The sequence below is a fragment of the Exiguobacterium sp. E17S genome (genome assembly GCF_057772545.1).
Window position 1 is genome coordinate 1,487,897 of sequence record NZ_JBYLRU010000001.1, and the last position, 22,028, is coordinate 1,509,924.

A 22,028-nucleotide genomic window follows, 5' to 3' on the forward strand; every position below is an offset into this window, starting at 1 on the left:
GATTGAACCATAAAAAAGAAGCCTGACGCGGCGTCAGACTTACGATCATTCCGTATGATCATCACTCTGAATCATGTCTTAAATAAAGACGATCAATGAGAGACCAATCAAAATATTAATGAATCCTAATCCGTCGGTCGCTTTCGTGTACAGTGACGGTTTATCTTTTTTGACGCTGTCATTCAGAAACATCAATGTCACGGCAATGACGGTCGTTACACCGAGTGGTGCATTCAAAAAACTATCGGAATACGTAAATAAGTTATTCGTAATATAGAGACTATTTAAGACAGATAAACCAAATAACACTTTATGCATGAAACTCACTCCTATAATCAACGGAATCTTACGAAACCAACTAAGATCTAATTTCGCTCTCCCTCTATTATAGAATATTCTTCCAATTATTCTTCCTTACACTATTGAAAGAAAGTATTTGGATACGCATAAAAAATAAACCGTGAGCTGGCTGTATATTGCCTCACGGTTTAGATTTTGTCCTCTCAGGAGCACATTAGATTGTTGATTTCCGGAAAAGACGGAGACTCCTGCGGGAAGAGCGGAATAGGCAAGACCCCGCAGGAGCAGACGCGACGAGGAGGCTTGCCTTCCGCCCGCGGAAAGCGACGTCTTGGACGGAAATCAATGAACAATCGGAGTCTAACTGACAAGACTTTCATCTCTTTGCTTTCCCGGCTCTTTTTCGCTCCACGAACAAACGTCGAATCAAAGCAACAACGAACGCAACAATTGCTAGCGGCTCAAATAAATAAATCAATAGGAACGTGACATCGATGACGGCATCCTCCGGATTATAACGGATGATATAGAGCGCACCGGGTAAGATGGCAATCAGTCCGCCAATTCCGAGTGCCGTTCCCAAAATCAGACTCTGACGCGAAAACCGGCTCGTGATTTGATACAAACCGATGAATAGTATGAGTTCCGTAAAATAGATGAGGCGCAACGGGATGTCACCAATCGACGTATCAAGCCCTAAAAACAAAAACCGAAATAGCATGTCGATTCCCCCTTCCCTCTAGTTCTACCCCGAACAGCGTCCTCGTAATGCTTCATTTCCAGTTTCCCTGCATATCCTCGCTTCAATTAGGGAATAGCTAGAGAGTTACAGTCACATACAGAGAGTTGGGATCGGATGAAAGAAGAACACTCGATGAGGGTCGTCAGTTGTCTGAATGATTATTTTGAACGTCATCAGCAGCCCCTTCAGGTCGATCTCTTACGAGGTCTGCCACCTATCGTGCTATTGTTGCGCGATGACGCGAAACGTGCCTTTCCGAAGGAAGCGAACTTGCACGATGAACTGTTACAAGACATCAAACGTTTGATTCAGGAATGTTTGGATCCCGATACACTGCGCGAATTGGGAATCGATGTCGATCTCCCGGACTTTTTCGTGACCCGTGCACCGCTTCATTCTGCCCATCATTATCTCGTTACATTCATCGAAGACTGACTTCATGTTAAAAGCAGCTATTTCTTCTTTCACAAAACATGTGAAGCAAGAGATAACTGCTTTTTTTAGGAATAATAAAAAACCGATAGCGCCAAAGCACTACCGGTCATACTTCCCTTCACGTATGGTAAAGACGACTTAATTCTCAACCTCAAGAATCGCTTCGATTTCAGCTTCTACTTCTTTGTTGACCATTTGCGAACGTTTTTTACGTAATTCGAGATCCATCTCCTGATCGATGAACTGATTCGTATGCTTATCGAAGCAATCAAAGCAGATCGGATAAAAGTCTTTGGCTTCTTTATTCAGAGAATTGAATTCCCACGTATCGAGTTCCAAGTAACTGACTTGGTTGTTCGTTTCAGTTCCACAGATTTCACACTTCATGTTCATTGCCTCCTTAGACGTCGAGATTCGCTTTTTCGAGTTGGCGTTCCTGACGTTCCTTGATACGCTTCAAACGTCCGTGATACTTCATGATGTTCGCTTGAGATTGTTTCGCTTCGTCAGTTGTCGGTTCTAAATCAGCGATACCCCAGAATTTGACGACGACGTCTAATACTTGGTCGAAATATTGGAGTGGTCCATAGTTCGTATCAACAGCAATCGTCTTCATGCGTTCCGTGAAGTCCGGCATGACAGCACCTGGCATCGAGAAGTTGATGATGACATCTTCGAAGAAGACGATGAAGTTCGGGTCAAGCTCTAGGTGTGCTTTGACCGTGTCGCGATAGAACGCATAATGGAGTGCTTCGTCCTTCGCTAGACGACGGAGTAGCGTTGCTAAGTCTTTGTCGTGTGCCCCTGCGATTTTCGCAACGTTGTTATAGAAGACGAGTGTCGCTAACTCTTGCAATGACGTATATGCCATTGTCGCTAACGGGTTCGTGAAGTCCGGGAACCAGCCGTTTTCAACGACGCGTCTTCTTAATTGATGAAGTCGCGTTGGATTGACGTTTCGCGTGACGAGTAAATACGTCTCGAGTAAGTTCGAGTGCTGATCTTCTTCTGCTGTCCATGTCCGGACGAAGTCATTGATGACTTCCATCGAGTTCTTGAATGTATAGTCTAAGTGCGACGTGTACCACGGTAGGTTGACTTCTGTCAGTAATGCTGTCTCGATCGCGACGATGACACCTTCCGGAAGCGTGACTTGGCTTTCGTTCCAAGGAACGCGTTTGAACGACATCGCCTTATCCCACGGAATGAACTCGTGGTAGCTCCAGTCGATGTTTGCTGAACGCTCCTTGTGAAGTCGATATAACTCTTGAATGCGTGGTTCTAAACGGATATCTAAATCTGAATTTAACATGATCGTATCTCCTTTAGACGTATTTGTCATCTTCATCGAGCAAGATGTAATTAATGCCTATAACTATTTAATTTGCACTTATTTATGAGTATAACATTTTAGTCATCTACTAGGATGAATCAATTTTTTGACAGTTCAGTATAGTTTTGATGACAAAAGCGACTTTTTGGTTTGACATTGCTTGATATACAAAAAACCTCCTATCCGTGTGTACGTATCACACGAATAGGAGGTTTTCCTTATAGCTTGTTCAAACGATCAACCTGAAATTACTTCTTGAGGTTGTAGAATGATTTGATTCCGTCGTAGACAGCAACGTCTGAAAGCATGTCTTCGATGCGGAGAAGTTGGTTGTATTTCGCGATACGGTCTGTACGTGAAAGTGAACCAGTTTTGATTTGACCAGCGTTTGTCGCAACAGCGATGTCAGCGATCGTTGAATCTTCAGTTTCACCAGAACGGTGAGAAACGACAGCTGTGTAACCAGCTTTTTTAGCCATTTCGATTGCGTCGAATGTTTCAGTCAACGTACCGATTTGGTTAACTTTGATGAGGATCGAGTTAGCGATGCCTTTTTCGATACCTTCAGCAAGTTTCTCAGTGTTCGTTACGAACAAGTCATCCCCAACGAGTTGGACTTTGTGTCCGATACGATCTGTAAGAAGTTTGTGACCATCCCAGTCGTTTTCGTCACAGCCATCTTCGATTGAGATGATTGGGTATTTGTCAACGAGTTGTGCGTAGAATTCAACAAGCTCTTCTGTTGAAAGGACTTTGCCTTCGCCAGCGAGGTTGTATGTTCCAGCTGCTTTATCGTAGAACTCAGAAGAAGCGACGTCCATTGCAAGGTAAACATCTTCGCCTGCTTTGTAGCCAGCTTTTTCGATTGCTTCAAGGATAACTGTGATTGCTTCTTCGTTTGATTTCAAGTTTGGAGCGAATCCACCCTCGTCACCAACTGCTGTGTTAAGACCCATTCCGCTAAGAACTGATTTCAACGCGTGGAAGATTTCAGCACCCATACGAAGTGCTTCTTTGAATGTTGGAGCACCGACAGGCATGATCATGAACTCTTGGAAGTCCACGTTGTTGTCTGCGTGTGATCCACCGTTGATGATGTTCATCATTGGTGTTGGTAATGTTTTCGCGTTGAATCCACCGAGGTATGTGTAAAGTGGAAGACCAAGCTCATCAGCAGCAGCACGTGCAGCAGCCATAGAAACACCAAGGATTGCGTTAGCGCCGAAGTTACCTTTGTTTTTCGTACCGTCGAGATCGATCATCTTTTTGTCGATTCCAGCTTGGTCGAAGACATCGTAACCGATGATTTCTGGTGCGATTTTTTCGTTGACGTTGTCAACAGCTTTCAAAACACCTTTTCCGAGGTAACGTGCTTTGTCGCCATCACGGAGTTCGACTGCTTCGTGCTCACCAGTTGATGCACCTGATGGTACGAGTGCGCGACCGAAACCGCCATCTTCTGTATAAACTTCTACTTCTACTGTTGGGTTACCGCGTGAATCAAGAATCTCGCGTGCGTAAATCTCTGTAATCATTGACATTTAAATTCGCTCCTTTTGTGTGTAAGAAATATGTGCTGTAATTCTTTCGATCGACGGGATTATTTCTTCAATACGATCGATTTACCAGTCATCTCTGCTGGTTGGTCCGCTCCGAGAAGATCAAGGACCGTTGGTGCGAGGTCAGCGAGTGCACCTGTGAGTGGTTCAAGGAGTTCAACGTCCTCGACCGTCACGATACATGGAACTGGTTCTGTCGTATGCGCCGTCATCTTACTGCCGTCCGCATTGAGGACTTTATCCGCGTTCCCGTGGTCAGCCGTGATGACTGCCGCGCCGCCTTTGCTGAGAATCAAGTCAACGACTTTCCCAAGACACTCATCGACAGCTTCGATCGCCTTTTTCGTCGGCTCGAGCATACCCGAGTGACCGACCATATCCGGGTTAGCGAAGTTGAGGATGATCGCGTCGTGTTTGTCCGAGTTGATTGCGTCGACGAGGGCATCTGTGACTTCATAGACGCTCATCTCCGGTTTCAAGTCGTATGTCGCGACTTTTGGTGAAGGGATCAAGATCCGATCTTCCCCTTCGTATGGTTCTTCACGTTGTCCGTTGAAGAAGAACGTGACGTGCGGATACTTTTCCGTTTCCGCGATGCGTAGCTGTTTGAGACCTTGTTTTGACAATGTCTCACCAAGCGTGTTCTTGATGTCTTCAGGCGGGAAGACGATGTCCGTATCAATCGCATCCGAGTACTTCGTCATTGAGACGAGTAGCAGGTTCTTCGGTGCGTTGTCCGGAAGTTCGAATCCGTCGAAGCCACCTTTTTCTTTGTAGACTTTCGAAAGCTGAATCGCACGGTCAGGACGATAGTTGAAGAACACGATTGCATCGTTATCGTGGATCGGTGCGACTGGCGTACCGTCTTCCTGCACGACAACAGTTGGTTCGATGAACTCATCCGTTACGTCTTCTTTGTACGAAGCTTCAACCATGCCGATTGGATCCTTCGTCGTTGGACCTTCACCGAACGTGATGGCGTCATAGACTTTCTTGACGCGTTCCCAACGGTTATCGCGGTCCATCGCATAGTAGCGACCAGAGATACTCGCGAATTGTCCAACATTCAATTCATCCATCTTCGCTTGCGCGTCACGGAGGAAACCAGCGCCCGATTGTGGGTCGCAGTCACGACCGTCCGTGAAAGCATGGAGGTAGACTTTTTCGATTTCGTGAAGTTTCGCGAATTCGAGCACCGCATATAAGTGGTTGATGTGACTGTGGATTCCACCGTCAGAGACCAAACCGAAGATATGAAGCGCTGAACCGTATTTCTTCACGTGACCTGCCGCATCGTTCATCGCTTGACGCGAGAAGAACGAGCGATCCTTGATTGCGTTGTTGATTCGGGATAGCGATTGATAGACGACGCGACCTGCACCGATGTTGAGGTGACCCACTTCTGAGTTCCCCATTTGACCTTCAGGCAAACCGACGTATTCGCCTTTCGCATTCAACAACGTATGCGGGTATTGACCCCAGTAACGGTCGAAGTTCGGTTTGTTTGCCGCCGTAACGGCATTTCCGAACTCCTCGTCACGCATACCAAAACCATCAAGGATGATCAGTGCGACTGGACGTTTTTTCATTTAAATCGCCTCCAACAGTTTGAGGAACGATCCTGTCTCAAGACTTGCACCGCCGACGAGCGCGCCGTCGATGTCTGGTTGAGCCATATATTCTTTGATGTTTTCCGGTTTGACGCTACCACCGTATTGGATGCGGACAGCTTCTGCTGCTTCAGCACCGAATTCAGCTGCAACGACGTCACGGACGAATTTACAAGAATCTTGTGCATCTTGTTCTGTCGCTGATTTACCTGTTCCGATTGCCCAGACAGGCTCGTATGCGACGACGAGATTTTTCACTTGGTCGACAGTAAGACCTTTAAGGCTGTTTGCTGTCTGTTCGCGGATGACGTCTTCGAACTTGCCGCCTTCACGCTCTTCCAGTGTTTCACCTACACAAACGATTGGAACGAGACCGTGCTCGAACGCTTTTTTCGCTTTGCTGTTGATGAACGCATCTGTTTCGCCGAAGTACTCACGACGCTCAGAGTGACCGAGGATGACGTATGTCACGTCGAGTTCTTTGAGCATGAGCGGGCTGATTTCACCAGTGAACGCACCGCTCTCTTTGTCGTACATGTTTTGAGCACCGATCTTAAGATCCGTACCAGCTGCTGCTTCTGTCAAGTGTGCCAAGAATACTGCTGGCGCACAGACGGCTGCGTCGACTGTCGTCGAAGCAGGTACAGCTCCTTTGACTTCCTCAACGAATGCGACTGCATCCTTGAGCGTCAGATTCATCTTCCAGTTACCTGCGATAATTGGTTTACGCATTGAGAAACACTCCCTTGTGAACTTAGATTACTTGTCGTTTAGCGCTTCGACACCAGGAAGAGCTTTCCCTTCCATGAATTCGAGACTTGCTCCACCACCTGTAGAGATGTGGCTCATTTTGTCAGCAAGACCGAATTTCTCTGCCGCAGCAGCTGAGTCGCCACCGCCGATGATTGAGTACGCATCGCTGTCCGCAAGAGCTTGCGCGACACCTTTTGTACCGTTTGCGTATTTATCGAGTTCGAATACGCCCATCGGTCCGTTCCAGACGACGAGTTTCGAGTTCTTGATTGCCTCTGAGTAGAGTTCAACCGTTTTTGGACCGATATCAAGTGACATGTGATCTGCTGGGATCTCTGTGATGTCACGTGGTCCGACATATGTTTCTTCTCCGAATTCCTTCGTGATGACGCAGTCGATTGGCATGAGGAACTTAACGCCTTTTTCTTCTGCTTTTTTCATGAATTCCTTCGCTTGGTCGATTTTGTCGACCTCAAGAAGTGAAGTACCGACTTCGATACCACGAGCTGTGAGGAACGTGTACGATAAGCCGCCACCGATGATCAACGTATCGACGATGTCGAGTAAGTGATCGATGACACCGATTTTGTCCGCTACTTTCGAACCACCGATGATTGCCGTGAACGGACGATCTGGGTTAGAAAGAGCTTTACCGAGAACTTGAAGTTCTTTTTCGATAAGAAGACCGGCAACTGCTGTGTCGACATGGTGTGCGATACCTTCTGTCGATGCGTGTGCACGGTGTGCTGCGCCGAACGCGTCGTTGACGAAGACGTCAGCGAGTTTCGCGAATCCTTTAGCGAGCTCTTCGTCATTTTTCGTTTCACCAGGGTAGAAGCGAACGTTCTCTAAGACGACGACATCGCCGTTTTCGAGTTTGCTGACTGCTTCTTCTGCAACTGGACCGTATGCTTCTTCAACGAGCTTGATGTCTTTACCAAGCAATTCGCTGAGGCGTGCTACGACTGGTGCAAGTGAGAACTCAGGGTTCTTTTCGCCTTTTGGACGACCCATGTGGCTAGCGAGAATGACTTTTGCTCCACCGTCGATCAAGTGTTTGATCGTTGGGAGTGCAGCACGGATCCGTGTGTCATCCGTGATTTTACCGTCTTCCAACGGTACGTTGAAATCCACGCGTGTAAATACGCGTTTTCCTTGTACATCGATGTCGCGAATCGATTTCTTATTCATACATTCGTCCTCCGTCTCTTACGTATAGTGAGGGGCGAATGCCCCTCCCGCTTTTTTCCGCAATAAGAGCGGAGACTGATATCGTTTCCGCTCTTATTCAATTGCTATTTAATTGCTCGAATTACTTAGCGATTTCTGCGAAGTGTTTGAGTGTACGAACGAGTTGGCTAGTGTAAGACATTTCGTTGTCATACCAAGCAACTGTTTTAACGAGTTGTTTGTCGCCGACTGTCATGACTTTAGTTTGTGTTGCATCAAAGAGTGATCCGTAAGAGATACCAACGATGTCAGAAGAAACGATTTCGTCTTCAGTGTAACCGTAAGACTCGTTAGCAGCTGCTTTCATTGCTGCGTTGACTTCTTCTACAGAAACTTTTTTGTCGAGTACAGTTACGAGCTCAGTGAGTGAACCTGTAGCGACTGGTACACGTTGTGCAGATCCGTCAAGTTTACCTTGAAGTTCTGGAAGAACGAGACCGATTGCTTTTGCAGCACCAGTTGAGTTAGGAACGATGTTTGCTGCTGCCGCACGTGCACGACGGAAGTCACCTTTAGGGTGTGGAGCGTCGAGTGTGTTTTGGTCACCAGTGTAAGCGTGGATCGTAGTCATGAGACCTTCAACGATTCCGAACTGATCTTGGAGAACTTTAGCCATTGGCGCGAGACAGTTTGTAGTACAAGAAGCACCAGAGATAACTGTTTCAGTTCCGTCAAGGATTTCGTGGTTCGTGTTGAAGACGACTGTTTTCATGTCGCCAGTTGCAGGTGCAGAGATAACGACTTTTTTAGCGCCAGCTTTCAAGTGAAGCTCAGCTTTTTCTTTGTCTGTGAAGAAACCAGTACATTCGAGAACGATGTCAACACCGAGCTCGCCCCATGGGAGTTCTTCTGGGTTGCGGTTAGCAAGTGTTTTGATTTCTTTACCGTTGACGAGGAAGTAACCGTCGTGTACTTCAACTTCGCCGTCGAAACGACCTTGAGTCGTATCATATTTGAGAAGGTGTGCAAGCATTTTAGTGTCTGTAAGGTCGTTGATCGCGACTACTTCGATTCCATCGAATTGAAGAATTTGACGAAGTGCCAAACGTCCGATACGTCCAAATCCGTTAATACCAACTTTTACTGCCATGATAATTTTCCTCCTTTTAATGTAAAGCGAGTTATCTATTATTCAAAAGGGGGTTACCCTTCAAAATCGAAGCTGCTGCGCCTTCATCCGTAATCAGGATGATGTCCGGCGACTGTTTGACATAGGCGTTGATCGCTTCTGCCTTCGAATGACCACCTGCGACGACGATGACGTGTTCGACTTGCTTCAAGTCAGCCAGTTGAAGACCAACCGTCTTGACCCGGTGCACGATGTTCCCGTCTCGGTCGAAGTAATATCCGAATGCTTCCGCTACTGCCTGTTCATGTTCCAGTCGGGTCAGGAGATCCTCAGACGCGCGACGACGTTTTGCCATCGTTTTCGCCTCACCAATTCCATGTACCACGATTGAAGCACCTTTAATCATTTGAAGCACATTTTTTATGCTCGGCTCTTCGATCATCTTGACGAACGTCTCTGTGCTGACCATGTCCGGGATGTGAAGCAGATGATAATCACTTTGAGCGCGTGACGCCATCCGTGAGCATACTGTGTTCGCTTGTAGTTCGAGCGTTTCTCCCAGTCCTCCGCGTGCCGGAACGAACGTCATCGGACGGTGTTCCTTATCTGGCGACATCATCGCCGCGACGGAAGCCATCGTCGTACCGCCTGTGACAGCGATCGTATTGTGATGGTCTGAAGAAAGCTCTCGTTTGAGTCGTGCGACGGTCGCCCGCCCCATGTCTCGTTGTACCCAGAAGGTCTCATCGGAATCACCCGGTACGATGACGACGTCCCGTACTCCGAGTCTCTCTTTCAAGGCTTTCGCCATGTCTGAGATCCCTGCGAGTTCTCCCATGATGCTGTGCATGCTGCGAAGAACGTTTCGTCCTTCATCCGTCAAGGACATTCCTTGCGTCGCAACCTCTAGGAGGTCTTGCTGCTTCAAGAAGTCGACTTCCCGCCGTAAGACGCGTTCCGTCAAGCCAAGGCTTGTCGCAAGTGTACGTCGTCCGATCGGTTGCATCAGTCGTACGTAATGAAGGATGTCGTAGCGTGTCTGCATTTCTTCGATCAGATCAGGCACGATTCGTTTTTGGATCTGGACTAACTGCCGAATCATGTATTTCCCTCTCCTCTCAAGTAGCTGGACGCTTTCTGTCCCGCATGTCATAACGTGTCCCACTTGGTACACCGTTATCATAACAGTCCATTTCTCGCCTTGCAAGTCTCGTTTCTCAAGTTTTTTGAAGTAAGCGGTTTCTTATCGTTTCCGTCTCGAATTTGCCATAACTCCAGATTTCCTCATCATGCATGACGACCGGAATCTCGTATAAGAACCGTAGACTGAGCGCTTCATCCTGATCAATGTTGACTTCCTCGAACGTCCATTCCGGAAACTCATCGAGTACGAAGTCGAGTAAGATGGCGGCCTCTTCACATAGCGTACATCCCGGACGTGAATAGAGTGTTAAGTGTCTGTGTCGTTTTAATCCCATTCTGATTGCGCCTTCCTTTGCTGCATCGTTTTTTTCGTTAAACCAAGCGCTGCCCGGTACTTCGCGACCGTCCGCCTTGCGACTGTCAGACCGTCTGCTTGCAGACGATCCGTCAATTGCTGATCACTTAACGGACGATTGCTGTGTTGAATGTATTCGGCGATCCGCCGTTTAATCAAAAAACTCGAATCTCCGCTTGTCGTCCGTGAGACGAACAAGTCTTCTAAAGCAACGAGACCATGGACCGTCTCGACATACTTCGCAGCAATCGCTCGACCAATCGTTGACGGATGATGTCCCGTTGCCTCAGCGACTTGTTTTTTCGTCAGTGGCTCGAGATGCAGTTCTCCCTTGAACCAGCGTTCTTGTCGCTTAAGCAAAACCGAGAGGATGGCTTGCATCGTGACGCGACGTCGTTCGTACGCGCGCAAAAAAGGCGTTGCCTCTTTTAATCCGAGCCACGTCTGATCCGTGTCGAGTGTCATCCAGTCGATTTGAAGTTTTCCATCTAACAGGTGAATCCGTGCTTCTGCCATAACCGATTGTTCTTCTTTAGGAAGATCCGGTGTCCGGCTCAGCCGCGTCAATCGTTTTCGCAACCGCGCTCGATCCTGTTCACTGAACTGCGCGAATACCTGACTCGCCGGTTCATGTCGTAGCCGATCCGTCAGTCCGATCAATTCCGCGTCGTCTAGCTCGATCGCCTGTAACCATTGGCACTCGCGCTCCGAGCGGGCAGCGATGCCGACTGGTTCACATTGTTGTAAGAGTGTCCGTGCTTCTGTAATCGTTGCGACATCGGTCGAGAAGGATGCAGCGAGCTGCTCGTCCGATGTCCGCAATAAACCGTCCGCTTCTAAATACACGATGAGTTGTTCCGCCATATATCCTATTTCCTGTCTGACTGATTCTAAACGTATTTGTGCAAGAAGCTTGTCTTCATAGGATGCCAAATGTCCTGCCATCTGCTCGACCTCTAGCGAAACCTGATTCGGGTAATGACGATGCAACCGTCGTTTCAACCGTCGCCATTCCTCCTCGAGCTCAGCTGCTGGTTGCTCAAGTACATGTAACTGATATTGTTGTGACGCCGATAATGTCATCTGTTGCGTCTGTTCCTGGCGTTGATCCATCGATTCCCCCTCCTCCACTTCTTATTATAGAAGAAACGTTTTAAAAAACATGCTCTGAACCTTTCTCGAACCGCTCAGGAAAAGAAAAGTCATCCTTCCCTATTGCTTTTCTGAAAAAATGTCGCTATACTATTAATTGTTCAGTACATCAGATGCACCCGTAGCTCAGGGGATAGAGCACTGGTTTCCGGTACCAGGTGTCGGGAGTTCGAATCTCTCCGGGTGTACCATTTATTCAACCACAAGGCAATGCCAGCAATGGCGTTGCCTTTTTTCTATATTGATATGTTTCATTTGCCCTTGTAATGGAAAAATACCTAAAAGTCGCATCGTATCTTTTGACCAATATTGACCAAAGGATTATGATAAGGATAAGTCGAATAGGAAGCTACATACCAACTATAAGGAGGCAAAGACTATGTTAATTCCAACAGTCATCGAACAAACAAACCGCGGGGAACGTGCTTACGATATCTACTCACGTTTGCTAAAAGACCGCATCATTCTTCTCGGGAGCGCGATTGACGACAACGTCGCCAACTCAGTCGTTGCCCAACTTCTTTTCTTAGCAGCAGAAGATCCAGATAAAGAAATCTCGCTTTACATCAACAGCCCAGGTGGTTCAATCACTGCCGGTATGGCGATTTACGATACAATGAACTTCATCAAGCCACAAGTCTCAACGATTTGTATCGGTATGGCTGCATCGATGGGTGCGTTCTTGCTCCAAGCAGGCGCAAAAGGAAAACGTTTCGCGTTACCAAACGCTGAAATCATGATCCACCAACCACTCGGTGGTACACAAGGTCAAGCATCGGATATCAAAATCCATGCGGAGCGTATCATCAAAATGCGTGAGCACCTCAACAAAATCATGGCTGAAAACACAGGACAACCACTTGAAGTCATCGAACGCGATACAGAGCGTGACAACTTCATGTCAGCGCAAGCTGCTGCTGATTATGGTCTCATCGACCGCGTCATGGAACGTGCATAAGTCATCCAGAGTGTCTCCTTCGGGAGGCACTTTTTTTGTATCCATAAAGTCTTGTCGTTTATCGTTGCATACAAAAAAACCTCCCGTTCCTTATAGAACGAGAGGTCGATGATCAGTCGATCAAGTCTGTGATGTCTGAAACGATATCGTGGTTTTCACGAATCAGCGAGTAGATCGCGTTCGCATGTGGCGAAAGCTCTTCTTCTGCTTGTAATTGTTTCAGGAATAAAGATGTTGCGAACGCAACGAGTGTGCTTTTCGGTACACCGATTGATTTCGCTTTTTTTGTTAACACTTCATCAAACTTCGCATCGACTGTCAGCGAAATACGTTTCTTTTCGTTAGCCATTTCAAAAACTCCTTAATTCGAACATTTAGTTGCATCGACTATATATTATAGTAGACTATGGTTCATCCCGCAAGCGACCCTCTTATAAGGCCCCTGTCATCGACTCTCCATTCCGTACTTTTTCAGCGATTTGATCAATCTTCCGCAACCGGTGATTGATCCCTGATTTTGAGATGGAGCCGCTTTCGACCATCTCCCCGAGCTCTTGTAACGTGACGTCTTGATGTGTCACGCGCAAGATCGCGATCTCCTTCAACTTATCCGGTAAGACATCGAGTCCGACCGTCCGCTCAAGAAACTTGATGTTCTCAACTTGACGTAATGCCGCACCGACCGTCTTGTTGAGGTTCGCTGTCTCACAGTTGACGAGACGGTTGACCGAGTTACGCATATCTTTTAAGATCCGGACGTCCTCGAACCGCAGCATCGATTGTGTCGCATCAACGAGCTTGAGGAAATCGGAAATCTTCTCGCTCTCCTTGATGTAGAGGATGTGTCCCTTTTTCCGTTCGATCGCTTTCGCGTTCAAATCAAAGACGTTCGATAGACCACGGAGCGCTGCATTATGTTCTTCATATAGGCTGAAGATCTCCAAGTGATACGACGACGTCGCCGGATTGTTGAGCGAACCCCCGGCGAGGAACGCCCCTCGTAAATACGCCCGTGCTTTTCGTTCATCGTTAAGGATCGTATCACTGATTGAACGAATCATCGTGAACCCCTCTCCGAGGATTCCGAGGTCTTGCAAAATCTTATCCGCCTGTTGTTTGACGCGGACGATGTAGACGTTATTCTTTTTCAGACGCATTTTCTTCCGCACGAGCAGATCAAGATGGACTCCGTATGCTTTTTTCAGCAATGAGTAAATCCGACGGGCAATCGAGGCATTCTCGGTCGAGATATCGAGTGTCAGACCACGTCCGAGACCGAACGAGATCGCACCGTTCATCCGAGCGAGTGCCGCGAGTTCCGCCTTCATCTCGTGATCGGTGATCGGAATCTGCGTTAATTCTTTTTTGACTTCTGAGGCAAAGCTCATGTCAGCTCCTCCTTTCCTTCGAGTTGACGCATCCGTCGAATCGACAACACTTTTCGCATGACGAGGCTAGCGACGGCATCTGAGTCATGACGGATGAAGTGATGATTGTAATCGACGATATCGTCTGCTAGCACTTCAACGCCGGCGAGCTCGAATTGTTTTTCATTATAGGTGACGATGTCAGCGTGATCCTTCTGGTATTTCTTCAGATAACTCGCATCGATCGATTCGTTGTTGACGATGATCGTATCAACGACGCCTTGTCCGAGGAAGCGTTCCAGTGCCGCTAAATGTTCATTCGCTGTGAACGCCGTCGTCTCACCGGGTTGTGTCATGACGTTACAAATATAGACGACCGGAGCTAGTGATTGTTGGATCGCTTCCCGGATCTCATCAATCAGAACGTTCGGGATGATACTCGTATAGAGACTACCCGGACCAAGGACGATGACATCGGCATCAAGAATCGCCTGGATCGCTTCTGGTACCGGACGGACGTCTTGTTCCTCGAGGAAAATCCGTTCGATCTTCTTACCGACCTTCGGGATCAACGACTCACCTTTGACGATCGTTCCGTCCTCGAACTCGGCACATAACGTGATCGTCCGTTCTGTCGCCGGATAGACTTTTCCTTCTGCGTTCAACAGTTGTCCCATGACGCCAATCGCTTCGACGAACGAACCATTACAAAGCTGAGTCGCTGCTGTCAGCATCAGGTTTCCGAGCGAATGCCCGTGTAATCCTTCCCCGGTCTCGAACCGGTACTGCATGATTCGGTCCATCAACGTCTCCGACTTCGATAAGGAGACGATGACGTTTCGGATATCGCCCGGCGGTAACATGTTGAATTCCGTCCGCAGACGACCAGAACTGCCCCCGTCATCGGCGACCGTGACGATGGCTGTGATGTCGAGCGGATAATGCTTGAGTCCACGAAGAAGCGTCGAGAGTCCTGTCCCGCCACCGATGGCGACGACTTTACGTTCCCATTTCATCACTTCTCCTCCTTCGCATGCACATAATCCCGATGATTCGTCTCGATGTGATACTGCGTCGCAAATTCTTTACTGATCGCTTCCGCGAACGTAATCGAGCGATGTTTCCCGCCTGTACAACCGAGGGCGATGACGAGTTGCGACTTCCCTTCCCGCTCGTATTGTGGAATCAGGAACTCGAGCAAGTCGACGAGTTTTTTATAGAACAGCTTCGCTTCCGGCCATTGCATGACGTATGACGCGACTTCCTCGTCGAGTCCCGTCTTTGGACGCAGCTCTGGAATGTAGAACGGATTCGGTAAGAAGCGCAGGTCAAAGACGAGGTCGGCATCAAGCGGTAAGCCGTGTTTGAAACCGAACGACATGACGTTGACCGTGAACGGAATCCGCGTACCTTCCGTGAACTCCTTCAAGAGACGCTCTTTTAGTGCAAGCGGCTTGATGTCACTCGTATCAATCAGCATCTGTGCCTTATCACGGAATCCTTCGAGCAACGTCCGCTCCCGTTCGATTCCAATCAATGGGGAATCCGTCGGTGCGAGCGGATGCGAACGGCGCGATTCCTTGTAACGACGTACGAGGACATCGTTTCGTGCATCAAGGTACAGCATCCGGATTTGTAAGTCGGTTTTCTTTAAATCCTCATAGACGACAAAAAAGCTGTCGATGAAATCACGCGCGCGGGTATCGATGGCAACGGCGATTTTAGGACGCACTTGTCCGATGACTTCGATGAGATGCGGCAGTAACGTCGGGGGTAGATTGTCGACACAAAAATAGCCTAAGTCCTCAAAGCTGTTCATTGCGACAGTCTTCCCAGCCCCACTCATACCCGTGATGATGACCAGTTGCGGTTGATTCTGTTCCATCTTTTCGCCCTCCAGACAACAGTTCCGTGTGTATTTTTTCACTTCTTTCTCAGTATATCATAAAAAAAGAGCCAGCTTCACTGAAGTCTCCTTCAATGAAACTGGTTCGATATTATGCGTGTGAGGATTCTTGTAATTCTTCAAGCAACGCTTCGATGAAATGCTGTGCATTTTGCGCTGCGATCGAACCATCGTTCGTTGCTGTAACAACTTGGCGCAATGTTTTTTCACGCACGTCACCAGCAGCAAAGATCCCTTTGATGTTCGTTTCCATCGCTTCGTTCGTTACGACGTAACCTTGGTCGTTCAAGATACCGAGATCTTGGACGTAGCCTGTAATTGGGTTCATCCCGATGTAGATGAAGACACCATCGATCGGATGCGTCGTTACGTCAGCTGTTTTTGTATTGATCAGCTCAATGCCGCCGACTTTCCCGTCTTGTTCGTTAATCTGTTTAACCGTATGGTTCCAGATGAAGTCGATTTTCGGGTTGTCGAACGCACGTTTTTGAAGAATCTTTTGAGCGCGGAGCTCGTCACGACGGTGTACGATCGTGACTTTTTTCGCGAAGCGTGTCAAGTAGACGCCTTCTTCAACCGCAGAGTCGCCTCCACCGATGACGAAGAGTTCTTTTTCTTTAAAGAACGCGCCATCACAGACAGCACAGTACGAGACACCGCGACCGCCGAGCTCTTCTTCACCCGGTACGCCGATTTTTTTATATTGTGCACCAGACGCGATGATGATCGCCCGTGCGTAGTAATCTTTGTTGTGTGCATGAATCGTTTTGTATGCTTTACCGTCTTCGATGCTTCGAACGTCTCCGTACGCATATTCTGCGCCGAATGCTTTCGAGTGGTCGAACATTTTTTGCGAGAGATCGGGTCCGAGGATGCTATCGTATCCTGGGTAGTTCTCGATATCTTCTGTGTTCGCCATCTGACCGCCCGGAATCCCGCGTTCGATCATCAATGTCGAAAGGTTCGCACGTGATGCATAAAGTGCGGCTGTCATCCCAGCAGGTCCTGCCCCGATGATGATGACGTCATAAATTTTTTGTTCTGTTTCCGCCATGATTCCACCCCATTTATCGTAATCGTTGTAATTTGAGTATAGGTGAGAATCGCCTAAACGTCTAACACTTTGCTTGTAGTGGTGCCAACATCCGTTCATGTGTCCGGATCATCGATGCGACGTGATCGAACGAACAATCGACGAGTGATGCACATTCCTCGATCAACATCCCGTCCCGTAAATCATGGAACAGATAAAGCAGTGATGCAGCAGATGCTTCAATCGAATCGAACGACTCCCCACTTAAGACGAGCTGTGCGAAGCGTTCATAAAAATCCCCTTCGAGACTCATCCGTTCTTCGTCTGAAACGAATCGTTCCGCAAGACGGATCGTCTGCAATGCCCGGTGAATGCGTTCATCCACGACATCGGTCCGTCCTTCCATCTCGATGACAATCTGTTCCGTCAATAAGAGGACGTCTTCCTGGTCTGTCACTTCCGGCATCATCGACAATGCAAGCCGTGCTTCAGCATCGTTCAGTTTGCCAAGAAGAAGTGCCGTGAAGATTCGTGAGACATCATCTTCCGTCTTCAACGCTTGGATGAGCGCCGAGCGAAACTGCAGGTTGTGGCGGATGTCATACGTATCCGTCTCTTCCTTTAACGCTTGTGCTTCATCCGACTTCAAGAAAGCGGCTGCTTCTTCGACATGTCCCGTCTTATAGGCAGAGATTGATAACCAGTGACCAAAGAGTGGGTCTCCCCGGTATCCGCGACGCTCGAGCAACTTCAACTCTTCATAGGCGATATCGTATCGTCCGATGATCGCTAAAGTCGACGCGACCTTATAACGTGTCTCAAGGTGCACGGAACGGACGTGTTCGAGCTGACGAGAGAGACGATGTGCCTCTTCGTCCTGTCCCATCTCGTGTAGCAAGACGAGCGTGTTACAGAGGGCATGCAAATTCCCCGGATTCCCTTCAAGGACCCGTTCGAGGGAAGCGAATGCCTGATCGTTCTCTCCTAAATAGAACTCAACGATTGCAAGGTTGTTGTAGGCAGGCCAGAACGTCGGGTACTGGGCAATCAGTCCAGTCAGCGTCTCCTGTGCCGCGAACAGCATTCCTTTATCGATCTGGCGTTGTGCCTGACCGTGCAGACGAATCAATTCATCCTCTTCGTCGTCTTCCATCTCTTGTTCGAGATCAATCAGTTCCACGAGTGCGGCCGATGCCTCCGCGTGTTTGCCGTTTGGTGCTTGCTCTAAATATTCCATCGCATGTTGTCGCGCTTCTTCATAAAGTGAGACGTGTGCGTAGTTATTCGCTAAATAAAAGAGTGCTTCCGTATTTGATGCGTCGAGTGCGCGTACTTGTTTCAAGACATCATTCGCATGATTGATTTCTCCTGTCTCGAATAAGACACGGGCATAACGGAGCAAATAACGGATGTCCGCCGGCTGAAGTGTCGTCGCCTCATCTAAATGATAGACGGCTTCGTCCAGTCGCCCTTCCCGGTGCGCCTTCCGTCCGCGGAAATAAAAAAGTTCCGCTTGGCGCGCTGTTATCGCAAAGGGGTCTGCTTTGTATTTGGTTAATTCCATCATGATTCAAGCCCCCATAAATAGTAAACTGGTTTCGTAGTTGCAGACACAAGAATACCCTATCTCTAGGAGGCATGCAACAGAAAAAAACGCCGGAGTTCATCCCCAGCGTTTCGCATAAATCGATTCCAGTTCTTTGTAATTCTCTAAGCATTTTCGTACAAAAGCATCCGTCTCCGGATTCAGTCCTTCAAGACGTGCCACATCCTTGTCATATGCCTGCCGTAAGCTCGTCGCATAATCCGGAATCTCTCCGTCATACGCATAAACGACTGCGGGCGAAACCGTGATCTTTTCGTGCTTATGCAAGGCGGTCCGGATATGGAAGAGTGGAACATCGACTTGGTTCGGTTGGTGAAGATCTCCTTGAACGGGATGCTTCTCAACAGCCAACACCTCAACGACGAGACCTTGTGGACGTTCGGCGAATAATCTTCCGAAATACTTTCCTGTCTTATACGTAAAGCGGATGTGCGTCATCTTTTTTCCTCCTTCCTTCTCACAGTTTTGTCACATTTCGTGCCGGCGAAGCGGCTGACTCGAGACGCGTTCGTTCGGTGCAATGTCTCGGTGAACGACTGATCCGGCACCAACGATGGCACCATCTCCGATCGTTACGCCCGGTAAGATCGTCACGTTCGCACCGATCAAAACATTGCTTCCGATGACGACGTCACCTAAACGATACTCCGTCGTCAAATATTCATGACAGAGAATCGTCGTATTGAAGCCGATGATCGTATTATCACCAATCGTGATCCGCTCCGGGAACATCGTGTCTGGCATCACCATCAAGGCAAGCGCCGTTTTCTCCCCGATCTTCATCCGAAGACATGTCCGGTAGAGCGCGTTCTTAAAACGTAGCGACGGAGCGAACCGTCCGATCGTGATGATCGTAAAGCACCACATCACTTTAAAGAACGACACCGTCCGGTACATGTGCCAGAGTGGATTCGTCGTTCCGACCTGAAACCGATCAGTTCGCCGCGCCATTTTGTTCCTCCAGCCAAGCCGCAAGATGATCCATCGAATCAATGATGACGTCCGGCTCGAGGGCTTCTAAGTACGCGCGTCCTTTGATCGCCCAACCGACCGCGACTGTCTTCAGTCCCGCGTTCTTACCACCGAGAATGTCCGTATCGTTGTCACCGACCATGATCGTTTCGTCTGCTGTTGATCCAAGCAACTGCATCGCTTTTTCGAACGGCTCGACGGCTGGTTTTTCTTCCGTTACGTCGTCGGCTGCGATGACCGCGTCAAAGAGTGACGTCAATCCGAACAACTCGATACCGCGGAGGGCGACACGACGACTCTTCGACGTCACGACCGCCATCTTGTATCCTGCTTCATGCAGACGACGTAATCCGTCAAGCACACCTGGATACTCGAGCACGAGCGCGTCATGCATCGCGATGTTGTAGCTACGGTAAAAAGCGACCATCTCTTTCCACTGTTCTGCATTCATCGCCGAGAACGATTTTTCTAGCGTCGGACCGATGAACGGAAGCAGTTCCGCTTCCGTGAACGTCCGGTCCGGATAATAGTAACTGAGCGTATGCTCGAAGCTTTTTAAGATCAATGGATTCGTGTCGATCAACGTGCCATCTAAATCAAACAGTAGCGTGCGAATCATCGATTACTTCGCCTCCTTTTTTGAACCGTCCAAGTAACGAACGGCGTTGCGGCGAACGACCATCATGATCACACCGAAGATGATCAAACAGATTGAGACGATTTGCGCCGTCCGGAGTCCATCTCCCATCAACAGACTGTCCGTCCGGAGACCTTCGATATAGTAGCGTCCGATCGAATACCACACGAGATAACCAAGGAAGATATACCCACGACGTGGATTGAACTTCATCCGCCAGACGATCAACAGAATGACACCGATGATGTTCCAGATGCTTTCATAGAGGAACGTCGGTAAATAGTATGTTCCGTCAATGTACATCTGATTGACGATCCAGTTCGGTAAGTGGAGCGTATCTTGTAAGTACGACCATGTCGTCTCGCCACCGTGTGCTTCTTGGTTGAAGAAGTTACCCCAGCGTCCGACAGCTTGCCCGAACAATAGCGATGGTGCCAAGATATCAGCGATTTGCCAGAACGAGATTTTTTTCTTACGCGTATAGATGATGACCGTCAAAATCGCCCCGATGATTGCACCGTGGATCGCGATCCCACCTTGGCGGATGTTGATGATTTGGTCAAGATGTTGACTATAGTAGTTCCACTCGAACGCGACGTAGTAAATCCGGGCACAGATGATACTGATCGGAATCGACCAGATGACGACATCGACCGCGTACTCTTCGTTGAAGCCGATCCGCTTCGACTCGAAGATCGCAATCAGGAGACCGACGACCGCACCGAGTGCGATGACGATGCCGTACCAGTAAATCGGTACAGGACCGAGTTCAATCGCCACGCGGTCAAACGTTGGTTGTACAGAGGCTAAAGTTCCCATCAAAGACCACCATTCCCATCTTCAATTGCTTGTGCGAGACGTCCCGCGAATTCTTCTGCTGTGTTGATGCCCATGTTCTTCAGACGATAGTTCATCGCTGCGACTTCGATGATGACAGCAAGATTTCGTCCGGGACGAACCGGAATCGTCAGGAACGGAATTTCCGTATCGATGATTTGGAGTGTCTCTTGGTCCAGACCGACGCGGTCATAGACTTTCGATTGATCCCAAATTTCGAGGTTACAGACGAGGCTGATCTTCTTATGCGAGCGAACCGCACCTGCACCGAACAACGTCATCACATCGATGATCCCGATTCCACGAATCTCAAGCAGATGTTGAATCAACTTCGGTGCTGTCCCAACGAGAATCCCGTCACCAGTTTGACGAATCTCAACTGAGTCATCTGCCACTAGGCGGTGACCTCGCTTAACGAGTTCGAGTGCCGTTTCGGATTTACCGACACCACTTGCCCCTTTGATGAAGACACCGACACCATAGATATCGACGAGGACACCATGCATCGCTGTCGTTGGTGCGAGTTCCGCTTCGAGGAAGTTCGTGATCTGTGACTCGACCGATGTCGTATGCCCTTTTGTCGTCAACAGTGGCACGTTCGTCTCGTCTGCGGCTTGGATGATCGCTTCCGGTACTTCAAATCCACGTGTGATCAAGATACCAGGTGTTTCATCCGTACAGAGGACATTCGCTCGTTCGCGTTGTTCCTCGTACGTTAAATTATTGAAGAACGTCAATTCTGTTTTTCCGAGAATCTGGAGACGTTCTGCCGGGTAATAGGCATAATAACCGGCAAGCACAAGGCCAGGTCGGCACAAATCAGCCGTCAGAATCGGGCGATGTAAGCCCTCTTCTCCCGTGACGATGTGGAGATTGAATTGTTTTACGATTTCAGCTGTTCGCACTTTTGGTTGCACGCTTCGTCAGCCCCTTTCACTTGAAGTATTGTACCATATTTTTATTCGATTCATGGAATTGGATTAGAAGCATGATTTCTTGGGAATGGAATAAAGAGTTAATATTTTGAAGGA

General features: G+C 48.5%; 24 protein-coding genes, 1 tRNA gene and 1 pseudogene. 3 read left to right on the forward strand and 23 right to left on the reverse strand.

Annotated features, from left to right (window positions below):
• Positions 1 to 78: 78 nt before the first annotated feature.
• On the reverse strand, positions 79 to 318 hold the full coding sequence (locus AC3B4V_RS07700) for a hypothetical protein (protein ID WP_050678690.1): 240 nt from the start codon (positions 316 to 318) through the stop codon (positions 79 to 81).
• A gap of 358 nt (positions 319 to 676) precedes the next feature.
• A complete protein-coding gene (locus AC3B4V_RS07705) occupies positions 677 to 1,021 on the reverse strand; it encodes a hypothetical protein (protein WP_087681328.1) in 345 nt (114 codons plus the stop codon).
• Positions 1,022 to 1,156: 135 nt separating this feature from the next.
• Here AC3B4V_RS07705 and AC3B4V_RS07710 point away from each other — a divergent pair, with 135 nt between their 5' ends.
• Positions 1,157 to 1,477: a hypothetical protein gene (locus AC3B4V_RS07710; protein WP_023469210.1), complete on the forward strand. Its 321-nt coding sequence runs from the start codon at positions 1,157 to 1,159 to the stop codon at positions 1,475 to 1,477.
• Between the two features lie 138 nt (positions 1,478 to 1,615).
• Here the strand turns inward: AC3B4V_RS07710 and AC3B4V_RS07715 are convergent, their stop codons facing one another.
• From AC3B4V_RS07715 to AC3B4V_RS07760, 10 genes are all read right to left on the reverse strand, one after another.
• Positions 1,616 to 1,864, reverse strand: a complete 249-nt coding sequence (locus AC3B4V_RS07715; protein ID WP_230088506.1) for a hypothetical protein — start codon at positions 1,862 to 1,864, stop codon at positions 1,616 to 1,618.
• A 13-nt stretch (positions 1,865 to 1,877) separates the two neighbouring features.
• Positions 1,878 to 2,789: an acyl-ACP desaturase gene (locus tag AC3B4V_RS07720; RefSeq protein ID WP_488378071.1), complete on the reverse strand. Its 912-nt coding sequence runs from the start codon at positions 2,787 to 2,789 to the stop codon at positions 1,878 to 1,880.
• Between the two features lie 269 nt (positions 2,790 to 3,058).
• On the reverse strand, positions 3,059 to 4,351 hold the full coding sequence (gene eno / locus AC3B4V_RS07725) for a phosphopyruvate hydratase (protein WP_023469213.1): 1,293 nt from the start codon (positions 4,349 to 4,351) through the stop codon (positions 3,059 to 3,061).
• Positions 4,352 to 4,410: 59 nt separating this feature from the next.
• Positions 4,411 to 5,958, reverse strand: a complete 1,548-nt coding sequence (gene gpmI / locus AC3B4V_RS07730) for a 2,3-bisphosphoglycerate-independent phosphoglycerate mutase (RefSeq protein ID WP_488378072.1) — start codon at positions 5,956 to 5,958, stop codon at positions 4,411 to 4,413.
• Positions 5,959 to 6,711 (reverse strand): triose-phosphate isomerase, encoded by a 753-nt coding sequence (tpiA, locus tag AC3B4V_RS07735; protein ID WP_023469215.1) that lies wholly within the window; start codon positions 6,709 to 6,711, stop codon positions 5,959 to 5,961.
• A 27-nt stretch (positions 6,712 to 6,738) separates the two neighbouring features.
• Positions 6,739 to 7,923, reverse strand: coding sequence for a phosphoglycerate kinase (locus tag AC3B4V_RS07740; RefSeq protein WP_223040747.1), 1,185 nt, complete (start codon positions 7,921 to 7,923; stop codon positions 6,739 to 6,741).
• Positions 7,924 to 8,044: 121 nt separating this feature from the next.
• Complete coding sequence (gap, locus tag AC3B4V_RS07745) at positions 8,045 to 9,052, reverse strand: type I glyceraldehyde-3-phosphate dehydrogenase (RefSeq protein WP_023469217.1); 1,008 nt, start codon at positions 9,050 to 9,052, stop codon at positions 8,045 to 8,047.
• Between the two features lie 31 nt (positions 9,053 to 9,083).
• A complete protein-coding gene (locus AC3B4V_RS07750) occupies positions 9,084 to 10,133 on the reverse strand; it encodes a sugar-binding transcriptional regulator (RefSeq protein WP_488378073.1) in 1,050 nt (349 codons plus the stop codon).
• Positions 10,134 to 10,248: 115 nt separating this feature from the next.
• Complete coding sequence (locus AC3B4V_RS07755) at positions 10,249 to 10,509, reverse strand: glutaredoxin family protein (RefSeq protein ID WP_023469219.1); 261 nt, start codon at positions 10,507 to 10,509, stop codon at positions 10,249 to 10,251.
• Entirely contained in the window at positions 10,500 to 11,642 is a 1,143-nt protein-coding gene (locus AC3B4V_RS07760; protein WP_488378074.1) for an RNA polymerase factor sigma-54, read from the reverse strand. The genes AC3B4V_RS07755 and AC3B4V_RS07760 overlap by 10 nt, the downstream gene beginning before the upstream one ends.
• Before the next feature lie 154 nt (positions 11,643 to 11,796).
• Between AC3B4V_RS07760 and AC3B4V_RS07765 the strand changes: the two genes are divergently transcribed.
• A tRNA-Arg gene (locus tag AC3B4V_RS07765) sits at positions 11,797 to 11,872 on the forward strand.
• Positions 11,873 to 12,054: 182 nt separating this feature from the next.
• Positions 12,055 to 12,639, forward strand: a pseudogene (gene clpP, locus AC3B4V_RS07770) (ATP-dependent Clp endopeptidase proteolytic subunit ClpP); the annotation flags it as partial.
• A 112-nt stretch (positions 12,640 to 12,751) separates the two neighbouring features.
• Here the strand turns inward: clpP and AC3B4V_RS07775 are convergent.
• From AC3B4V_RS07775 to hprK, 11 genes are all read right to left on the reverse strand, one after another.
• Entirely contained in the window at positions 12,752 to 12,988 is a 237-nt protein-coding gene (locus tag AC3B4V_RS07775) for a hypothetical protein (protein ID WP_023469221.1), read from the reverse strand.
• A gap of 82 nt (positions 12,989 to 13,070) precedes the next feature.
• Positions 13,071 to 14,027 (reverse strand): DNA-binding protein WhiA, encoded by a 957-nt coding sequence (whiA, locus tag AC3B4V_RS07780; RefSeq protein WP_023469222.1) that lies wholly within the window; start codon positions 14,025 to 14,027, stop codon positions 13,071 to 13,073.
• A complete protein-coding gene (locus tag AC3B4V_RS07785; protein ID WP_029342482.1) occupies positions 14,024 to 15,022 on the reverse strand; it encodes a gluconeogenesis factor YvcK family protein in 999 nt (332 codons plus the stop codon). The genes whiA and AC3B4V_RS07785 overlap by 4 nt, the downstream gene beginning before the upstream one ends.
• Positions 15,022 to 15,891 carry an RNase adapter RapZ gene (gene rapZ, locus AC3B4V_RS07790; RefSeq protein ID WP_050678698.1) on the reverse strand — a complete coding sequence of 290 codons (870 nt, stop codon included), beginning with the start codon at positions 15,889 to 15,891 and terminating at the stop codon, positions 15,022 to 15,024. The genes AC3B4V_RS07785 and rapZ overlap by 1 nt, the downstream gene beginning before the upstream one ends.
• 112 nt (positions 15,892 to 16,003) lie before the next feature.
• Complete coding sequence (gene trxB, locus AC3B4V_RS07795) at positions 16,004 to 16,966, reverse strand: thioredoxin-disulfide reductase (RefSeq protein WP_023469225.1); 963 nt, start codon at positions 16,964 to 16,966, stop codon at positions 16,004 to 16,006.
• Positions 16,967 to 17,027: 61 nt separating this feature from the next.
• A complete protein-coding gene (locus AC3B4V_RS07800) occupies positions 17,028 to 18,512 on the reverse strand; it encodes a tetratricopeptide repeat protein (protein WP_035396300.1) in 1,485 nt (494 codons plus the stop codon).
• Between the two features lie 96 nt (positions 18,513 to 18,608).
• Positions 18,609 to 18,989: a sporulation phosphorelay system protein KapB gene (gene kapB / locus AC3B4V_RS07805; protein WP_023469227.1), complete on the reverse strand. Its 381-nt coding sequence runs from the start codon at positions 18,987 to 18,989 to the stop codon at positions 18,609 to 18,611.
• A 30-nt stretch (positions 18,990 to 19,019) separates the two neighbouring features.
• Positions 19,020 to 19,502 carry an acyltransferase gene (locus tag AC3B4V_RS07810; RefSeq protein ID WP_488378075.1) on the reverse strand — a complete coding sequence of 161 codons (483 nt, stop codon included), beginning with the start codon at positions 19,500 to 19,502 and terminating at the stop codon, positions 19,020 to 19,022.
• On the reverse strand, positions 19,486 to 20,142 hold the full coding sequence (ppaX, locus tag AC3B4V_RS07815; RefSeq protein ID WP_069940929.1) for a pyrophosphatase PpaX: 657 nt from the start codon (positions 20,140 to 20,142) through the stop codon (positions 19,486 to 19,488). The genes AC3B4V_RS07810 and ppaX overlap by 17 nt, the downstream gene beginning before the upstream one ends.
• 3 nt (positions 20,143 to 20,145) lie before the next feature.
• On the reverse strand, positions 20,146 to 20,979 hold the full coding sequence (lgt, locus tag AC3B4V_RS07820) for a prolipoprotein diacylglyceryl transferase (protein WP_029342487.1): 834 nt from the start codon (positions 20,977 to 20,979) through the stop codon (positions 20,146 to 20,148).
• Positions 20,979 to 21,914 carry an HPr(Ser) kinase/phosphatase gene (gene hprK / locus AC3B4V_RS07825; protein WP_035396292.1) on the reverse strand — a complete coding sequence of 312 codons (936 nt, stop codon included), beginning with the start codon at positions 21,912 to 21,914 and terminating at the stop codon, positions 20,979 to 20,981. The genes lgt and hprK overlap by 1 nt, the downstream gene beginning before the upstream one ends.
• Between the last annotated feature and the right edge of the window lie 114 nt (positions 21,915 to 22,028).